Origin of the sequence: Paenibacillus sp. FSL H7-0942, assembly GCF_045040715.1 — a bacterium.
In the GTDB taxonomy this organism is placed as follows: Bacteria; Bacillota; Bacilli; order Paenibacillales; family Paenibacillaceae; genus Paenibacillus; species Paenibacillus amylolyticus.
This window is the reverse complement of record NZ_CP150279.1, coordinates 6258111-6275487: the sequence shown is the minus strand read 5'-3', so window position 1 is coordinate 6275487 and position 17377 is coordinate 6258111. Positions and strand designations below refer to the sequence as shown.

The following is a 17377-nucleotide window of genomic DNA, read 5'->3' as shown; positions in this document are numbered from 1 at the left end:
CATGAGAATAACGAATAACATGCTCAGTTCACAGCTACTTTTGAATTTGAACCGGAACGCGCAGCAGATGAACAACACCCAGACCCAACTGGCAACAGGTCGCAAGATCAACAAACCTTCGGACGATCCGGTAGGGATCACTTACTCCCTTCGTTATCGTGCAGAACTTTCATCGAACGATCAATATCAGAAAAACGTAGATAGTGCTATATCATGGCTTGAGTTTAATGATACGGTTATGAATCAGGCGGGTAACGCCATACAGCGCCTGCGCGAGTTAACGGTACAAGCTTCGACAGGAACGAATCCGCAGTCAGCGCTGGACAGTATCAATGAAGAGGTCAAACAGTTGAAAGAGCAGCTGGTTGATATCTCAAACAGTAAACTTAACGGAAAATATATTTTTAATGGCGAGACGTATGATGTTAAACCGTATGATTTCCCGTCTAATCAAGACGGTACTTTAGATACAACGAATGCTACTTCTGTTGTGACGGATAAAGGGAAGATTAACTTCATCGTAGGTGAAAGTGTTCAGTTGCCTATTAATGTGAGTGGTAATGAAGTGTTTGGCACAGAGACGGAAGAAGATAACTTGTTCAACCTCGTGAACAACATCATGAAAGCTCTCACAGAGGGAAATCAAAAAGAGTTATCCAATCAGTTGGACAATATTGATAGCCGTACCGACAAGATGCTTGCGATCCGTTCTGAGATTGGTGCCAAAACGAACCGGGTTGATCTGATGATGGGACGTTTGGATGATCTCGGCATTAACCTGACAGATCTTCAATCCAAAGTCGAGGATGCGGATTATGCGGAACTGGCGATGCAATCCAAGATTCAGGAAAATATCTATAACGCTTCCTTGTCTGCAGGTGCCAAAATTATTTCGCCATCTTTGGTGGACTTCTTAAGATAAAAAGGAGGAGTTAACTTTTGAGTACTCTTCCCGTTCTTCAGATTAGGACAACGCCTACTCTATTAAGTATTGATGCTGATCCAGGACAGTTCTCCATTCGTCAACCCAAAGCTGAGGTTCAGTTGAATACCAGACCTGCCAAGCTAACGGTGGAGAGTCATCCGATGAGACTGAGTGTAGATCAGAGCAAAGCATTCTCTGCTTACACGGGCGGCAACATGATTGATATGAATGCACGGATCTATTCAGGCATTCAACAGATATTTCTGCAAAATATGGCTGAACGAGTTCAGCAGGGTAATGAATTGGCTGCAATTCATAAGCCAGGAAATACTATTGCAAATATTATTGGCTCAGACTGGCAGGCGAGGCCATTCCCGGAAACGCGGACACCCGCTTCTTCTGGGAATGTTGAGACTCGTGTCTATGCACAGGCGCCGGATATTAACTTTACTCCAGCCGTCTCGGAAATGAATGTTATTGTGAATAGACCGGAGATTGAGTATAATCGGGGCAAGCTTGATATCTATGTGAAGCAGTATGCATCGATTCAGTACACGCCACCTGCCATAGATATCGGATTCTAGTTATTATAAAGTTGAGCTATAGACGGTCTTGATCTTAGACATCTATGGCTCTTTTTGCATAAAACTTTCGCCAGGGAGGCGTTTATTATTCATATTCAGACAAGCATGTGGGGATCATTAGAGGTTAAAACAGAATATGTATATCAATTTCCTAAAGGTTTACCCGGATTTGAAGAGGAAACCGAGTTTGCCTTGGTTCCTTGGGAAGATACACCTTTCAGTTATTTGCAATCTACAAGAGAGCCGGGACTGGCGTTCCTCTTGGTAAGTCCGTTTACTTTTGTACCGGATTATAGTTTTGAATTGGGAGAGGTAGATAAGGAAGAATTGGAGATTGCAGAGCAAGTGTCCGTATATTCTATGGTCACCATTCATTCACAGGCGAATAAATCAACAATGAACCTGCTTGCACCCGTAGTTCTTAATCCCGAGCAACATTTAGGTAAACAAGTCGTGCTCCATCAGTCTTCTTACGATACACGCCATCTGATCTGGGCAGAAGAAGATGCCAAATCAGTGAAAGGTGGAGTGTAAATGCTGGTATTATCACGTAAAAAAGGCGAGTCTATTATCATTCAGGATCAGATTGAGGTGACTGTACTCGCTGTTGAGGGAGATACAGTACGTATTGGAATCTCCGCACCCAAGCATATTGATATATTCAGACAGGAAATATATGCATCCATTCAAGAGGCTAATCGGGAGTCTGCTACGCCTCTTGCAGCCAATATTGAAGCCTTTATGGAACGTCTGCGAAATACAGATATCAAAAAAGATTAAAAATATTCCAATTTGCTATAAACAGTTGCTCACCTTCCGTCGATATATAATTTAGACGCTGCTTCGGCAGGGCGGCCGACCTTAATGTCGCGGCGTTTACCACAAGGATGTGGAACTAATTTATCTTCAGGGAGGAAATATCAAATGATTATCAACCATAATATTACGGCGTTGAACACTCACCGCCAACTGTCCACTAACTCTGCTGCAACTAGCAAAAACATCGAGAAATTGTCTTCTGGTCTTCGTATCAACCGTGCTGGTGACGATGCTGCAGGCTTGGCAATCTCCGAAAAAATGCGCGGTCAAATCCGCGGTTTGGATATGGCTTCCAAAAATGCTCAAGATGGTATCTCTTTGATTCAAACAGCTGAGGGCGCATTGAGCGAAACTCACTCCATCCTGCAACGTGTACGTGAACTTTCCGTTCAATCCGCTAACGGTACGAACACTGAAGAAGATCGTAAAGCATTGCAAAGCGAAGTTTCCCAATTGAAATCAGAAATCGACCGTATCGGTGATACTACGGAGTTCAATACTAAGAAATTGTTGAACGGCGCTTTGAAAACGGATGGCGCAGTGGTAGGAACTGATTCTACTAACGGTGCTAAAGTTCTGAACCAAACTGCTGCTAAAGTTGTTGGTGCAACAAACTTTAACGCTGTTGATGGTAGTGGGTTGGATTTAACTGTAAAAGACAAAATTAAAGTTGATACAGTTGAAGTAGAAATTGATTGGGATAAAGGTTTGTCCGATGCCGAGAAAACCCTAATTAAGGGCAACTATGGCACAACAAATATGACAGATTCCCAAAAATCTGACATCAAATCAGCAATGGAACGCGTTATCAACCAAGCAATTACAGATCACAATGCTGCTAATGGAACAAATGTGGCTAACGTTAAATTGTTTGAAGCTGGTGGTAAATTGACAGCTGAAAGTGGTACTGCTGGACAAAAATCCGGTTTAGATATCTCTGGAGCTGCTGTTCTTGCTAATTTTGTTGACGCTGCGGCACCAGCGGATGCAAGCACAGGACAAGATCAACTTGCTAAAGCAGTTACTGCTGACACCCTTTCTTTCGAAATTGGCGGAGTTAAATTGCAAACTGCAGCTTTGGCTACAGCAACTGCTAACTCTGATGCAACTGTAGTTGCGACAGATATGCAAACAAAAATTAGAGCAGCTATTGACACATACAACACTAGTGCTGGACTTACAAAAGGACAAGATGGATTTATTGACAAAGATGCTGTATTTGTTGAAGCGAAAGATGGACGTTTCTCTATCACAAGTGCAAACGGACCGGTAACTTTCAAAGAAGCTGAAGGTAAATCTCTTGTTAAAGATTTGGGTCTGAGCCAAGCTCAAACTGATGCTTCAGGCAACGGTGGAATGACATTCCAAATTGGTGCCAACAAAGGTCAAAGCATCACTTTCGGTGTGAATGACATGCGTTCATCTGCACTGGGAATCTCTAGCGTAGATATTTCTACAACAGCTGGTGCTTCTGCTTCCATCACTTCTTTGGATAAAGCGATCAGCTCCGTTTCCAGCGAGCGCGCTAAATTGGGTGCGGTTCAAAACCGTTTGGAACACACAATCAACAACTTGAACACATCTTCCGAGAACCTGACTGCAGCTGAGTCCCGTGTACGTGACGTAGACATGGCTAAAGAAATGATGGAACAAACGAAGAATAATATCCTTGCACAAGCTGCACAAGCGATGTTGGCTCAAGCGAACCAACAACCACAAGGCGTTCTGCAATTGCTTCGTTAAGATTCACTTCAATACCGAAAGCTCCGGATTATTCCGGGGCTTTTTTTTGTTTTGCTAGGCATTCCCTAAAATAACGATGACCAATGACCGATATATATAATAAATCAAGCGTTCTTGGAGGATAGAGCACATGAATGTACAGTTTTCCTTCTCGGCATCCGGCGCATCTAACGGACAGCCCCGATCAGAAGTAGCTCCTGTTCAAAGTGCAAGTGAATCAATATCTTCAGCGTCAGCTATTAAAAATTATAAAGATTTAAGTACAAAAGAAATTCAAGGTGCCAAAATATCGATTGCCGACGAACACTTGATTAAAACAATTGAACGTGCAGTGCAATCTTTGCAGGGCCCCGAGACCACATTGGAAATCAGTGTACATGAGAAGACCCATGACATCATGGTGAAAGTGATGAACAAAGATACTGGAGAACTTATCCGTGAGATTCCACCAGAAAAAACGCTAGACTTAGTTGCCAAGATGATGGAGATTGCAGGTATATTGGTAGACGAGAAAATATAATTATAGGAGGGGTTTCATGGTAACTCGTATTAACGGCTTTTCCGGTATGGACGTAGATAGCATGGTTAAAAGTATGATGGTTGCAAAACGAATTCCGCTGGATAAACTAAATCAGGATAAGCAAATCCTAGAATGGAAACGGGACAGCTATAGAGAAATTAATAGTAAACTCGTAGACTTTCGTACGAATAAACTCATTGATAAGTACGGCAAGAGTGCAGCTTTAAATACACAAAAAGCTGTAGTGAGTGGTAACACAGATGCCCTTAAAGCAGAAGCTTCAGCTACTGCCAATGGGATCGATATGAAAGTTAGTGTCACTCAAGTAGCTACCAAAAAGACAGTAGAGACCTTCGGTCTTGCTGCACCTGTAGCTAGTAATAAAACCTTGGCTGATTTGCAGATTATGAGAGATGGTACAGATCCAGCTACATTGACAGAGGCAGATCGGACTGCCCTCAACGCTGAAGAGTTTAAATTTACTATTAATGGTGTTAGTTTTACAGATAGTAATGGTAAGTCGTTATTCACCGGATCTACGTCTATCGCTACGATGGTCGCTACGATTAATGGTAATACCAATGCTAATGTTACTGCAAAGTATGATGAGATAAGCGGGAAATTGATTATCAGCTCAAAAACAAGTGGTACGGATGGTAAGGCAGACCTTGTGGCAACTGATGATAATAGTTTGCTTGATCTTTTCAACCCTCAAAATAGTACTGATCAGTATAAAACCACTGATGCCAAAAATGCTTTTATATTCGTTAATGACAGAATGTATGAGAGTCAAAGTAACACGATTACAATAAATGGTATCCAGCTAACTGTCGAGAAAACAACGGTAAACCAGACAGACCCTAAAGTGAATCCTACCACTGGTGATACCCCGGTAACAATTAAGACATCGAGTGATACTGAAACTGCTTTGCAAACCATTAAGAGCTTCGTAGAGGACTATAACTCGTTAATAACGTTGTTAAATACGAAGTTAGACGAGAACAAATATCGTGACTTTAAACCTCTAACAGACGAGCAAAAGACTGCGATGAAAGATACGGATATCACGAATTGGACGGACAAAGCAAAAAGCGGTTTGTTAAAGAATGATGATTTATTAAGATCAGCTCTTTCTAATATGAGAGGCATTATATCGGGGCAAGTCGTCGCTTTGTCTGAGATGGGAATTACAATGGGGTCCTACAACTCAGGCGGCAAAATTGTTCTGGATGAAGTCGTCTTGAAAAAAGCTTTGACTGAGAATCCTCAAAAAGCAGTTGATCTGTTCCAGGGCACAGGTAGTGAGGCGAATAATGGTATTTTTGACAAGTTGGCAGACAAAATATCAGGTTCGTTGGATAGTCTCGTTACACGTGTCGGAACCAGTAAATTCTCAGCTGATCTCACAGTCAGTTACAAAGAAGAAAGTGCTATGGGTAGGAAACTCAAAGAGTACAATAATAGAATCACCAACATGCTTACAATTTTGGAAAACACAGAGACTCGTTATTATAAACAGTTCACTGCGATGGAAACAGCAATGAACAAACTCAGTTCACAGTCGTCCAGTCTATTCTCTACCACAAGCTAAGAGAAATTTTATAATAGAGGGTGACCTAATTGATTAAATCTCCTTATGAAAAATATCGTCAATCTTCTGTTCAGACTTCAACGCCAGCTCAATTGGTTATTATGCTGTATGATGGGGCAATCCGATTTGTAAAAGTTGGACTTGAGGGCCTGAATAACCAGGATATTGAGAAAGCAAATCTTAATCTGGGTAAAGCTCAGACTATTATTAGTGAACTTATGTCTACATTGGACCAATCATATGATGTATCCAAAAACTTATTTGCTCTGTATGAGTATACGAATTATCTTTTAATCGAAGCTAACATTCGTAAAAGTCCAGAAAAAGCGGAAGAAGCCATTGGATATTTGACTGACTTGCGTGAGACTTGGATGCAAGCCTCTAAACTAGCCTCTACGCAGACTGAAAGTGCTCATGGATAATCTTATTGAACGCTTGTCTACTATGACTCAGGTAGTTATTGAACGGATTGAGGAGACCTCCTATGAGGAACTGGAAACCTTCATAGAAGATCGACAACATATTGTTGATGCTATAATTAAAGAGAGTGAGAGTTTTCCTCTGGATGTAAAACAAAAAGGGGAAGTTCATCGGATTTTGGCCTATGATAAAACTTTACTTGATCGCATGAACACACTTCGGATTGAGGCTCAAGATTGGTTGCATAAGCGCAATCAAGCAAAAATGCAGCGGAATGTATATGAGACTACCTATGCGTCGGATAGTATGCTAATGGATAGAAGAAAATGATATATTAAAAACAGGGTAGATCTAAGATCTACCCTGTTTTATTTTAAGCTTAGTCTGTTAGCTCGTCTTATCTATGGAAATGAAGATTGTTTTACTAAATAATTTGATTGCTCATATAAATATGATTTAATAGATTTAAGCAGACAGTGCCATGTTTTTAGTGATCTACTACTTTTTAGTACAGGTCAATTTTCTGCTTGTCCTAAAATAACCTCATATACTAATTAACTTTAATAGTAAATTATGAAATGTTTAACTTTAATAGTAAATTATGAAATGTTTAACTTTCGTAAATTTTGTTATTCACTCGTTATCTGAACAGTAGACTCTCATCCAAGCTTCTATCATTAATACATCAAAAATAGACTTACCAACCCGCCAATTAACTGATATATTCAAGATATCCCACCTTTCAACACAAACCCCAATTAATCTACAAAAAATTCCAAGAAAACATTTACTTTTCCAATTGACAATGGATAACTTTGGATGGTATTATCTGAATTGTGGGCAGAGGTTAAGGCCGAAAGCTTCACTTCATTTGATGACGAAGGGAATGTTAGTGCATGCAAGGTAAAGTAAAATGGTTCAACGCAGAAAAAGGTTACGGTTTCATTGAGACTGAAGATGGCGGCGACGTATTCGTACATTTCTCCGCAATTCAAACCGAAGGATTCAAAACTTTGGAAGAAGGTCAATCCGTAGAATTCGACATCGTCGAAGGCGCGCGTGGACCGCAAGCAGCTAACGTAATCAAATTATAATCATCCGGACAATCCGACCTACATATATGGTTAGATGGTTACCAAATTGAATTATCGCTAGCATCAGACTCCGGCACTTTCCGGGGTCTTTTTTTGTTCTAATAGATTCGAGATTTGAGGATCATCCTAGACACATTATTTTATTGAATTTAATAGATTCAAGAGATAGATTGAAGTTCATTTTACATATTAGATTGAGGTAGCTCAAAAACGGTTAATTACATCATCAAGCGCCTAATAAGACATACCATGTAAATATACGATTAGGGCTGAATATGATGAAATATCGCGAAATATGGCGTTATGCCTACGTTGGCAGATGTGGCTTGAACAGATGTCATTATTCGGTCACCGGGAGTTTTTACATGGCGCTTACATTCGTGTTATAATGAAGTGGCAAAGGAAAAAGGAGGAGTGCCCTATGAATTTAAGTATTCGAGGTCAACAAATCGAGGTTACTGATGCTTTGAAGGATTATGTCGACAAAAAGTTGAGTAGACTCGAGAAGTATTTCGATGCACCCCTTAACTCTGACGGTGCTGTTACATTGAGCACGACGAGAGGTTTGCATACGGTAGAGGTGACGATCCCTTTGAAAGGCATTGTGCTCCGCGCTGAGGATGAGAGCGACGATATGTACGCATCTATTGACTCCGTGGTGGACAAGCTGGAACGTCAGATCCGCAAACACAAAACAAAAATTAACCGTAAGTTCCGCCAGGAAGGCAGCCTGAAAACACTCTTCGTTGAAGATCCAACAGGTACTGTAGCTACAGCTGAACTGGATGCGGACACGGATGACGATGATTTTGAAGTCGTACGGACGAAACGCTTTATGTTGAAACCAATGGACGTGGAAGAGGCCATCCTCCAAATGAACATGGTTGGTCACAATTTCTTCGTATTCTCCAACATTGACAGTGAGGAAGTTAGCGTTGTTTACAAACGTAACGATGGTAAGTACGGATTGATCGAACAAGGTTAATCTTAACTTACAGGATCATCGGATCGGATTTGCGTATGAATATCTAATAATAATGAAGACAGGGACTGTAGTTTCCTGGATTAGACTAACAAGAGCTTCCATCCCTTAGGGGATGGGGCTCTTTTGTGCGTACAGAAGCTGGGAAATCACCGTTGGAAATAAAATGGTGAAACTATTCCCTTTGCTGCTGCGTCTAATAGATAGTAAGAAGAAGCACAAACTGTAAAAGTTTACTGCCAGATTCCGATGCTTACGAAAATATTCGTACGCCTACATTCGAGAACTGGATATGAGATTTCCATCCAAATTTACCATCAAAATTCGTTGACAGAGCTGTCTAGCCTGCAAAACGAAACATGACAATCGGACGCTTCCGCTAACGACTATGATTTTTTGCACTTAAACTCCATTTGATATGTCTCAGAAGTTCAAAGAAGTGTGCCGTGGCGTGTTGCGGCGGCTCTTACAAACTGTTACAATTTATGCAAAGAGAATCATTGTCCTGATGAGGAATTGTCAACGAATGATCGCTAATCATAATCAATGACAGGCACAGCACCATGAACATGATTCGCAAGGCTCGGGCTTCGGCTACTTTTTAATAACCGAATCCGTTTGAATACCGAATCAGCTTCATGAGGAACCCTTGGCAAGCCTGGAGTTGATTCATCTATATTACTTTTTATATTGTTTGTCACCCCCGGGCAAGTGGATGCAACATCCATCCGATGGTGTCGCGTGGCGGCAACAGGGGGTCTATTCTGTTTTGCACGAAAGGGGTATACCATGCTAGGACTTGTCAAAAAGATCTTCGGCGACATGAATGAACGTGATGTTAAACGTCTGATGAAGACGGTCGATGTGATCAATAAACTGGAACCACAATTTCAGGCGTTGTCTGATGAACAACTGAAAGGTAAAACGGACGAATACCGTGCTCGTATTGAAAAGGGAGAAACAACAGATGAGCTTCTTCCAGAGGCATTTGCAACCGTACGTGAGGCATCACGTCGTGTACTGGGCAAACGTCACTACGATGTACAGATGCTGGGCGGTATCGCTCTGCATGAAGGCCGTATTTCCGAGATGAAAACGGGTGAAGGTAAAACGCTGGTAGGAACACTTCCGGTATATCTGAACGCGTTAATGTCCAAAGGTGTACACGTGGTCACGGTCAATGACTACTTGGCACAACGGGATAGCCAGGAAATGGGACAAATCTATGAGTTCATGGGCATGACGGTTGGGGTTAACCTCAGCGGTATGGACCATGCGTTGAAACAACATGCATATGCATGTGATATTACGTACGGAACGAACAATGAGTTTGGTTTTGACTATCTGCGTGACAACATGGTGCTTTACAAAGAGCAAATGGTACAACGTCCATTGTTCTTCTGTATCATTGATGAAGTAGACTCCATCTTGGTCGATGAGGCGCGTACGCCACTCATTATCTCTGGACAAGCTCAGAAGTCGACGGATATGTACTATGCAGCAGATCGTTTTGTGAAACGTTTGGTGCCGGAAGAAGACTTTACTGTAGACATTAAGGTGAAATCCGTAGCGTTGACTGAGGCGGGCGTGGCAAAAGCAGAGAAAGCATTTGGTATCGAGAACTTGTATGATCATGCCAATGTAACTCTCAACCATCACATTGTACAGGGCTTGAAAGCTAATGCAATCATGCGTCGTGACGTGGATTATGTTGTCAGTGATGAGGAAGTCATGATCGTTGATGAATTCACAGGTCGTCTGATGTCTGGACGTCGTTACAGTGATGGATTGCACCAAGCGATTGAAGCCAAAGAAGGCATTGAAGTACAAAATGAGAGCATGACGCTTGCTACGATTACCTTCCAGAACTATTTCCGGATGTACCGTAAACTTGCGGGTATGACGGGTACAGCGAAAACCGAGGAAGAAGAGTTTAAAAAAATCTACGGTCTCGAAGTACTGCAAATTCCAACCAACCGCCCAAACAAGCGGGATGACATGGCAGATGTCGTGTACAAGAGCATCGATGGCAAGTTCAATGCCGTTGTAGAAGAGATCGTGGCACGCCACAGTAAGAATCAACCGATTCTGGTAGGTACAGTGTCCATTGAGAACTCTGAACGCCTGTCTGACATGCTTAAACGCCGTGGTGTCAAACACCAGGTACTGAACGCCAAGTACCACGCGGAAGAAGCAGAGATCATCTCAGGAGCTGGTCAAGCGGGTGCAGTAACGATTGCAACCAACATGGCAGGACGGGGTACAGATATTATCTTGGGTGATGGTGTAGCTGAAGTAGGCGGCCTTCATATCATCGGTACAGAGCGTCACGAATCACGCCGGATTGATAATCAGCTACGTGGCCGTGCGGGACGTCAAGGTGACCCGGGTTCAACACAATTCTACCTGTCACTGGGTGATGAATTGATGAGACGTTTCGGTGCAGACAATGTATTGAACATGATGGAGCGTCTTGGTTTTGAAGAAGACCAACCGATCGAGAGCCGGATGATTACCCGTGCAGTAGAATCAGCGCAGAAGCGTGTTGAAGGTAACAACTTTGACGTGCGTAAAGTCGTTCTCCAATATGATGATGTAATGAACCAACAACGTGAAATTATATATAAACAGCGCCGCGAGGTACTGGAGTCCGAAAATATCAAACAAATCGTTATGGATATGATCAAGCCTTCCATTGAACGTATCGTTGAAGCACATTGTAGTGACGATATCCCGGAAAACTGGGAGCTTCAGGAAGTTGCTGATTACATGAACAGCAAATTGCTGGACGATGGTTCCATAACTAAAGATGATCTGTGGGGTAAGGAAGCAGAAGAGATCATCGAGTTCCTGTTCACGAAAGTTCAGAACAAGTACAATGCACGTGAAGAGCGAATTGGCGAAGAGATGGTTCGTGAGTTCGAGAAAGTGGTTGTGCTCCGTGCAGTAGACAGCAAGTGGATGGATCATATTGATGCAATGGATCAATTGCGTCAAGGTATCCACCTTCGTGCCTACGGCGGTACAGATCCACTACGTGAGTACCAGTTCGAAGGCTTCGAGATGTTCCATCAAATGATCGCTTCGATTCAAGAAGAAGTAGCGACTTATGTGATGAGAGCACAGATCGAGAGCAATCAGGAGCGTCAAGCGGTTGTTGAGGAAAGTCAGATCTCGACAAGCGGTGAACCTGCTGAGAAACGTCCAGTGAAGGTTTCTGACCAAATCGGACGTAACGATCCATGCCCATGCGGTAGTGGTAAGAAGTTCAAACACTGCCACGGTCAAGAGTAGTTGAAGGGTTCATTTATACACGAATGACATGAATGGCTCCTTGCAGCCGGGTATTCCATAGGATGAAGTGAAGGATGCAAAACCGATTAATGGTGCATAGTTATAATAATATGACCATGATCACGGGGAAGAGATATACTGATACAACAGTAGTCTCAACACCAGGGTAACGCATCGGATACTTGATCTGGAGGAATGCCCTGGATGCGGGGAGCTTATCTTAATGAAAAGAGGAATTGCACATGATCGATCCAAACGTGAAGCATGACCTGCGTGAAATAGGCAAGAAACTAACCAACCTTAGGGGGTCTCTTTGACTTAGATCTGAAGCAAGAGATGATCGGCAACTTCGAAGTGAAGATGTCTGCTCCGGATTTCTGGGATGATAGTGACAAGGCGCAATCCGTAATCGCTGAGCTAAATGCGGTGAAGGGATCTGTGGATCAATACACCAAACTCCAACAGGACTATGATGATGCGGTGATGATGGTAGAACTGGCTGACGAGGAAGGCGACGAAGACCTCGCTGCAGAGATCGGTAGAAGCGTCACAGCGATCGTGAGCAAGGTGGCAGAGTTCGAACTTCAGCTGCTCCTGAACCAGCCGTATGATAAGATGGATGCCATTCTAGAGCTTCATCCGGGGGCAGGTGGTACAGAGTCACAGGACTGGGGACAGATGTTACTCCGGATGTACACACGTTGGTCCGAGAAGCGTGGCTTCAAGGTTGAGGTGCTGGATTATCTGCCAGGAGATGAGGCGGGGATCAAGAGTGTCACGCTATCGATCAAGGGGCACAATGCTTATGGTTATCTGAAAGCCGAGAAGGGTGTACACCGACTGGTGCGGATCTCTCCTTTTGACTCATCGGGCCGTAGACATACGTCCTTCGTATCATGTGATGTGGTTCCTGAGATTGATGATACGATTGAATTGGACATTCGAACAGAGGATCTCAAGATTGATACCTACCGTGCGAGTGGCGCGGGTGGACAGCATATCAATACCACCGACTCAGCCGTGCGGATTACCCACCTTCCGACAGGTGTAGTTGTAACGTGTCAGAATGAACGTTCACAGATCAAGAACCGTGAGCGGGCGATGAAGATGCTTCGTTCGAAATTGTATGAGCGTAAAATTGAAGAGCAAAAACAACAGCTGGATGAAATCCGAGGAGATCAGTCGGATATTTCATGGGGTAGCCAGATTCGCTCCTATGTGTTCCATCCCTATAGTATGGTAAAGGATCACCGTACAAGCGTAGAGACTGGAAACACAGGGGCAGTAATGGACGGCGACCTCGATGCATTCATCGATGGTTATTTGCGTAGCCAGATTAAAGTAGAAACCGATTAATATAAGTTCCTGTATGGACCCATACGTGTAGGCGTATGCTGGTGTATACGGGAGCTTTTTTTTGAATAATTTTATAGGATAGAAAAAATGAGCGAACAACTGATCAGTCACATAAAAGGAGAGCACGAGAACATGCAACAACGATCACAACTTCACAATAATCGCAAAAAGAGGATAACTAGCCTCATTCCACTCAATGGTCCATGGAGAAACGTCGTGGATACGGTATCTATCATTTTAGGTTCGTTTTTAATTGCCGTGGCCTTTAATTTATTTTTATTACCGAATCAGATTGCTTCGGGTGGGGTGTCCGGGTTATCGATCCTGGGCAAGGAGTGGCTTAATTGGGAGCCGGCATATACCCAATGGGCAATTAATATCCCACTTTTGATCGCTGGTTTCCTGCTTATTGGTAAGCAGTATGGTGTTCGCTCCGTATTGGGCAGTATTGTCCTGCCACTGTTAGTTTATCTGACGAAGGATTGGGCCATTCCAACAACGAATCCACTACTTGGTTCACTGTATGGTGGGATTGGCGTTGGTTTAGGGATTGGAATTGTATATAGAGGTAGAGGGTCAACAGGTGGCATGAGCATTCTTGCCAGAATCGTACAGAAATACAGTGGACTGAGTTACTCATTGTGTGTAGTCATCATGGATGCTACGGTTATTATTATGGCTGCATTTGTGCTGTCATTGGAGCAGTCTCTCTATGCGCTGATTGGGTTGTATGTTACCGGTAAAGTGATCGATGCCGTTGAGATGGGCCTAGGCTTTTCCAAGGTGGCGTATATTATCTCCAACCAGACGGAAGCGATTAGCAAAGTGATTCTGGATGATCTGGATCGCGGATTAACGAAGTTGGAAGCCAAAGGCGGTTACACTGACGATCAACGAACAGTACTGATGGTAGTCGTTGGGCAAAATGAGGTGCCAAGACTCAAAGCGTTGATCCGGTCTGTGGACCCGGGAGCGTTTGTCATTATCAGTAACGCGCACGAAGTGCTTGGAGAAGGTTTTAAGCGGGGAGAACATGTGTGAACGGGTTGAAAACTAATGAGTGAGCCGCGTATGCTCATAAGTTTGGAAGTTCAAGACAAGAAAAAAACAGGTACATCTTTCTCCGAAATGACGGGAGAGGATGTGCCTGTTTTTTTACTATAAATATTGACGCTACAAAATCGGAGATAGCAGACGGGAAATGGCTTCTTTGAAGCGGATAATGAGACTACGTTTTTGGTATTCATCGAGCGTCATTTCTCGCGATACATGCAGGTCGTGCTCAAAGGTTTGTACAAGTGCTGTCGCAATCGCTTCATCGTACATAAAAGCATTAACCTCAAAGTTCAACCGGAAACTGCGGTAGTCAATATTGGCGGTTCCCACGGATGCAACCAAACTGTCAATGATAAGTGTTTTGGCATGAATGAAGCCATTATCATATATAAATACTTTGGCGCCCACTTTTAGCAACTCACCAATATAAGATAGCGTAGCCCAATATACAAAGGCGTGGTCGGGCTTATTTGGAATCATAATGCGAACATCTATGCCGGACAGACACGCGAGACGAATAGCTTCGAATACACTGGCATCCGGGATAAAATAAGGCGTTTGAATCAGAATCGATTGTTTGGCCCCGTTAATCATCTTAAGATAACTGTTCTTGATATGTTCAGTCTCTGCATCCGGTCCACTGGAGACAATCTGCATGGCAATCTTTCCTGTACCCTCAATATGAGGGAAATGCGCCGGAACATAAGGTGTGTCGTGTTGCTTGGACGCTTCATTCCAATCTAGGAGAAAACGGGTCTGCAGCGCATGAACGGCATTCCCCTGAATACGCAGATGTGTGTCACGCCAATAACCGAATTTGGAGTTCAAGCCAAGATACTCATCTCCAACGTTAAACCCGCCTGTGTACCCCAGGTTACCATCGATGATGACAATCTTACGGTGGTTCCGGTAGTTCATACGCAAGTTGATCAGACTGAATTTGGAGGGGAAAAAGACTTCAACCAAACCGCCTGCTTCGCGCAATTCTTTGAAAAAGCGTTTGGATACCCGCCGCGATCCGAGCGCGTCATACAGCAAACGAACTTTGATGCCTTCCCGCGCTTTGCGGATAAGTGCATCCCGAATTCTTTTGCCCAGACGGTCGCCTCTATAAATGTAGTATTGTACGTGCACGTGATCCTTGGCCGCTTCGATGTCATCCAAGAGCCGCTGGAATTTATCTGTTCCATCCGTAATGATCTCGACCGCATTATCTTCCGTCACCAGAGCACCGTTCTGCTTCAGGTTCATATAGATCATGTCCTGGCTAGTCTCGGTTGCTTGGTTGCGGAAAGGTGTGCGATTATCGTGCAACTGCGTGAGCTGGGCTTCAATACGTTCCTCTAGCCCGAGCTTCTTACGTTCTTTCCACTGGAAAAGCCGGTATCGGGTCAGGTTCTGACCGGTTAAAAGATAAAGTAAAAACCCAAACACCGGAATAAAGTTCAAGACGAGCAGCCAAGCCCAGGAAGCGCTGGCATCCTTCCGTTCGAAGAAAACGACTGCTGCGGCAAAAATAATATTCAGGCCAAGGAGTACAATAAGTAAAATGGATTCGATATGCACTATAGTCCCCCACGTCTCATAATGACCATCATGAATCTATTCATATGTCCTTGGTAGCAGGTTAGTTATGAATGAGACCCTGATTGTAATGTTTCCTACTAATACGTATTTTAACAGATGTATACCTATTCGTCCCGGATGAGAAAAAAAGATATGTTCGGATTGGATGAAAATCCATGTAAAATTGATGATAGAGTGTTGTATTTATATAACCAGAGTCGTATAATAATACACAAATATGCATATAAGCGACGGAATTGCTGTGTTCAAGTATCCTTCAGGCAAGGACATAGCACAAGTAGCGCATACATCGAGATTGGGGGAGCGAGAGTGAATAACAAATTAAAAGTAGCAATCGTCGGTTCCACCGGCTACGGCGGGGTGGAGCTGATTCGTTTTTTCCAGAACCATCCGCTGGTTGAAATCACATCGGTGATCTCATCATCGAGCAGTGGTGAGTCCATCGCAGATGGATTTCCGCATTTGACGGGCGTGATTCACAGGCCACTCGACGGTGTAGATCCGGCTGAAATTGCGAGTCGTGCGGATCTGGTATTCACAGCGACCCCGTCCGGCGTAAGTGCTAAGCTCGTACCAAGCCTGCTGGCAGCAGGACTTAAAGTGATTGACCTGTCTGGCGATTTCAGACTTAAGGATGGAACAGTGTACGAAGAGTGGTACAAACATCCGGCGCCTTCAGCTGATTTGCTGGAACAAGCGGTATACGGCATGGCTGAGGTGTATGGCGAAGAAGTGAAGGGACAGCATTTTATATCCAACCCAGGTTGTTATCCAACGGCTACACTTCTTGGACTGATCCCTGCTGTAGAGGCAGGCTGGATTGATCCTTCTACTATTATTATTGATGCCAAATCAGGCGTATCCGGAGCGGGACGTGGAACAAGTCTGACAAATCATTATGCAGAGATGAATGAGAATCTCAAAGCCTACAAACTGAATAAACATCAACATATTCCCGAGATCGAACAAGTGCTTGGCAGTATAACGGGAACGCCTGTTACGGTTACTTTCACAACACATCTGGTGCCAATGACACGTGGAATTATGAGTACGATGTATGCAAACCTCGTTGGGGAACACAGCGACCGGGAGATCGTGGATTTGTACCGCAAATATTATGAGAACCGACCTTTCGTACGTGTACGTGAACCGGGCATCTGGCCTTCTACCAAAGAAGTCTACGGATCCAACTATTGTGATATCGGATTTGCGGTAGATCCTCGCACAGGGCGTTTGACGATTATTTCGGTCATTGACAACCTGGTGAAGGGTGCTTCCGGGCAAGCGATTCAAAATATGAACCTGATGATGGGATGGGAGGAGAACCTCGGGCTGAACATGACACCGGTATATCCATAAGGGATTGGAATTCAGGAGGAGTGCTGGAACATTCGGTGTAAAGTGCT

General features: G+C 43.6%; 16 protein-coding genes. 15 read left to right on the top strand and 1 reads right to left on the bottom strand.

The annotated features are described in order from the left end of the window. Window position 1 precedes the first annotated feature (1 nt). The 14 genes from flgL to MHI48_RS27525 all read left to right on the top strand — a co-directional run bounded on the left by flgL (window position 2) and on the right by MHI48_RS27525 (window position 14369). Window positions 2-922 (top strand): flagellar hook-associated protein FlgL, encoded by a 921-nt coding sequence (gene flgL / locus MHI48_RS27590; RefSeq protein ID WP_076328747.1) that lies wholly within the window; start codon window positions 2-4, stop codon window positions 920-922. Window positions 923-939: 17 nt separating this feature from the next. Then, entirely contained in the window at window positions 940-1509 is a 570-nt protein-coding gene (locus MHI48_RS27585; protein ID WP_076328748.1) for a DUF6470 family protein, read from the top strand. A gap of 105 nt (window positions 1510-1614) precedes the next feature. Further along, a complete protein-coding gene (locus MHI48_RS27580; protein ID WP_143781459.1) occupies window positions 1615-2043 on the top strand; it encodes a flagellar assembly protein FliW in 429 nt (142 codons plus the stop codon). Beyond that, window positions 2044-2289 carry a carbon storage regulator CsrA gene (csrA, locus tag MHI48_RS27575; protein ID WP_036612471.1) on the top strand — a complete coding sequence of 82 codons (246 nt, stop codon included), beginning with the start codon at window positions 2044-2046 and terminating at the stop codon, window positions 2287-2289. It begins immediately after the preceding gene. Window positions 2290-2433: 144 nt separating this feature from the next. Then, window positions 2434-4071, top strand: coding sequence for a flagellin (locus tag MHI48_RS27570; protein WP_036612468.1), 1638 nt, complete (start codon window positions 2434-2436; stop codon window positions 4069-4071). A gap of 130 nt (window positions 4072-4201) precedes the next feature. Continuing rightward, window positions 4202-4591, top strand: coding sequence for a flagellar protein FlaG (locus tag MHI48_RS27565; RefSeq protein WP_036612465.1), 390 nt, complete (start codon window positions 4202-4204; stop codon window positions 4589-4591). Between the two features lie 16 nt (window positions 4592-4607). Then, on the top strand, window positions 4608-6182 hold the full coding sequence (fliD, locus tag MHI48_RS27560; RefSeq protein WP_405142311.1) for a flagellar filament capping protein FliD: 1575 nt from the start codon (window positions 4608-4610) through the stop codon (window positions 6180-6182). A 29-nt stretch (window positions 6183-6211) separates the two neighbouring features. Further along, window positions 6212-6604: a flagellar export chaperone FliS gene (gene fliS / locus MHI48_RS27555; protein ID WP_036612461.1), complete on the top strand. Its 393-nt coding sequence runs from the start codon at window positions 6212-6214 to the stop codon at window positions 6602-6604. Then, the gene (locus MHI48_RS27550) at window positions 6597-6932 is read left to right on the top strand and encodes a flagellar protein FliT (protein ID WP_036612458.1); all 336 of its coding nucleotides are present in this window, start codon (window positions 6597-6599) and stop codon (window positions 6930-6932) included. The genes fliS and MHI48_RS27550 overlap by 8 nt, the downstream gene beginning before the upstream one ends. Before the next feature lie 566 nt (window positions 6933-7498). Further along, entirely contained in the window at window positions 7499-7696 is a 198-nt protein-coding gene (locus MHI48_RS27545) for a cold shock domain-containing protein (RefSeq protein ID WP_017691992.1), read from the top strand. Between the two features lie 421 nt (window positions 7697-8117). Next, a complete protein-coding gene (gene hpf / locus MHI48_RS27540) occupies window positions 8118-8681 on the top strand; it encodes a ribosome hibernation-promoting factor, HPF/YfiA family (protein ID WP_017691993.1) in 564 nt (187 codons plus the stop codon). Between the two features lie 786 nt (window positions 8682-9467). Then, window positions 9468-11972, top strand: coding sequence for a preprotein translocase subunit SecA (gene secA, locus MHI48_RS27535; RefSeq protein WP_036667733.1), 2505 nt, complete (start codon window positions 9468-9470; stop codon window positions 11970-11972). 242 nt (window positions 11973-12214) lie between these two features. Beyond that, a protein-coding gene (gene prfB, locus MHI48_RS27530) for a peptide chain release factor 2 (RefSeq protein ID WP_101313559.1) occupies window positions 12215-13328 on the top strand; the annotation gives its coding sequence in 2 pieces (ribosomal slippage) (window positions 12215-12286 and window positions 12288-13328; 1113 coding nt in all). Between the two features lie 132 nt (window positions 13329-13460). Continuing rightward, entirely contained in the window at window positions 13461-14369 is a 909-nt protein-coding gene (locus MHI48_RS27525; RefSeq protein WP_076209832.1) for a YitT family protein, read from the top strand. 132 nt (window positions 14370-14501) lie between these two features. Here MHI48_RS27525 and cls read toward each other — a convergent pair whose 3' ends face one another. Further along, entirely contained in the window at window positions 14502-15950 is a 1449-nt protein-coding gene (cls, locus tag MHI48_RS27520; protein WP_341344221.1) for a cardiolipin synthase, read from the bottom strand. Window positions 15951-16280: 330 nt separating this feature from the next. On the opposite strand from cls, the gene argC reads away from it, so the two are divergent. After that, window positions 16281-17330: an N-acetyl-gamma-glutamyl-phosphate reductase gene (argC, locus tag MHI48_RS27515; protein WP_405142307.1), complete on the top strand. Its 1050-nt coding sequence runs from the start codon at window positions 16281-16283 to the stop codon at window positions 17328-17330. The last annotated feature ends 47 nt before the right edge of the window (window positions 17331-17377 follow it).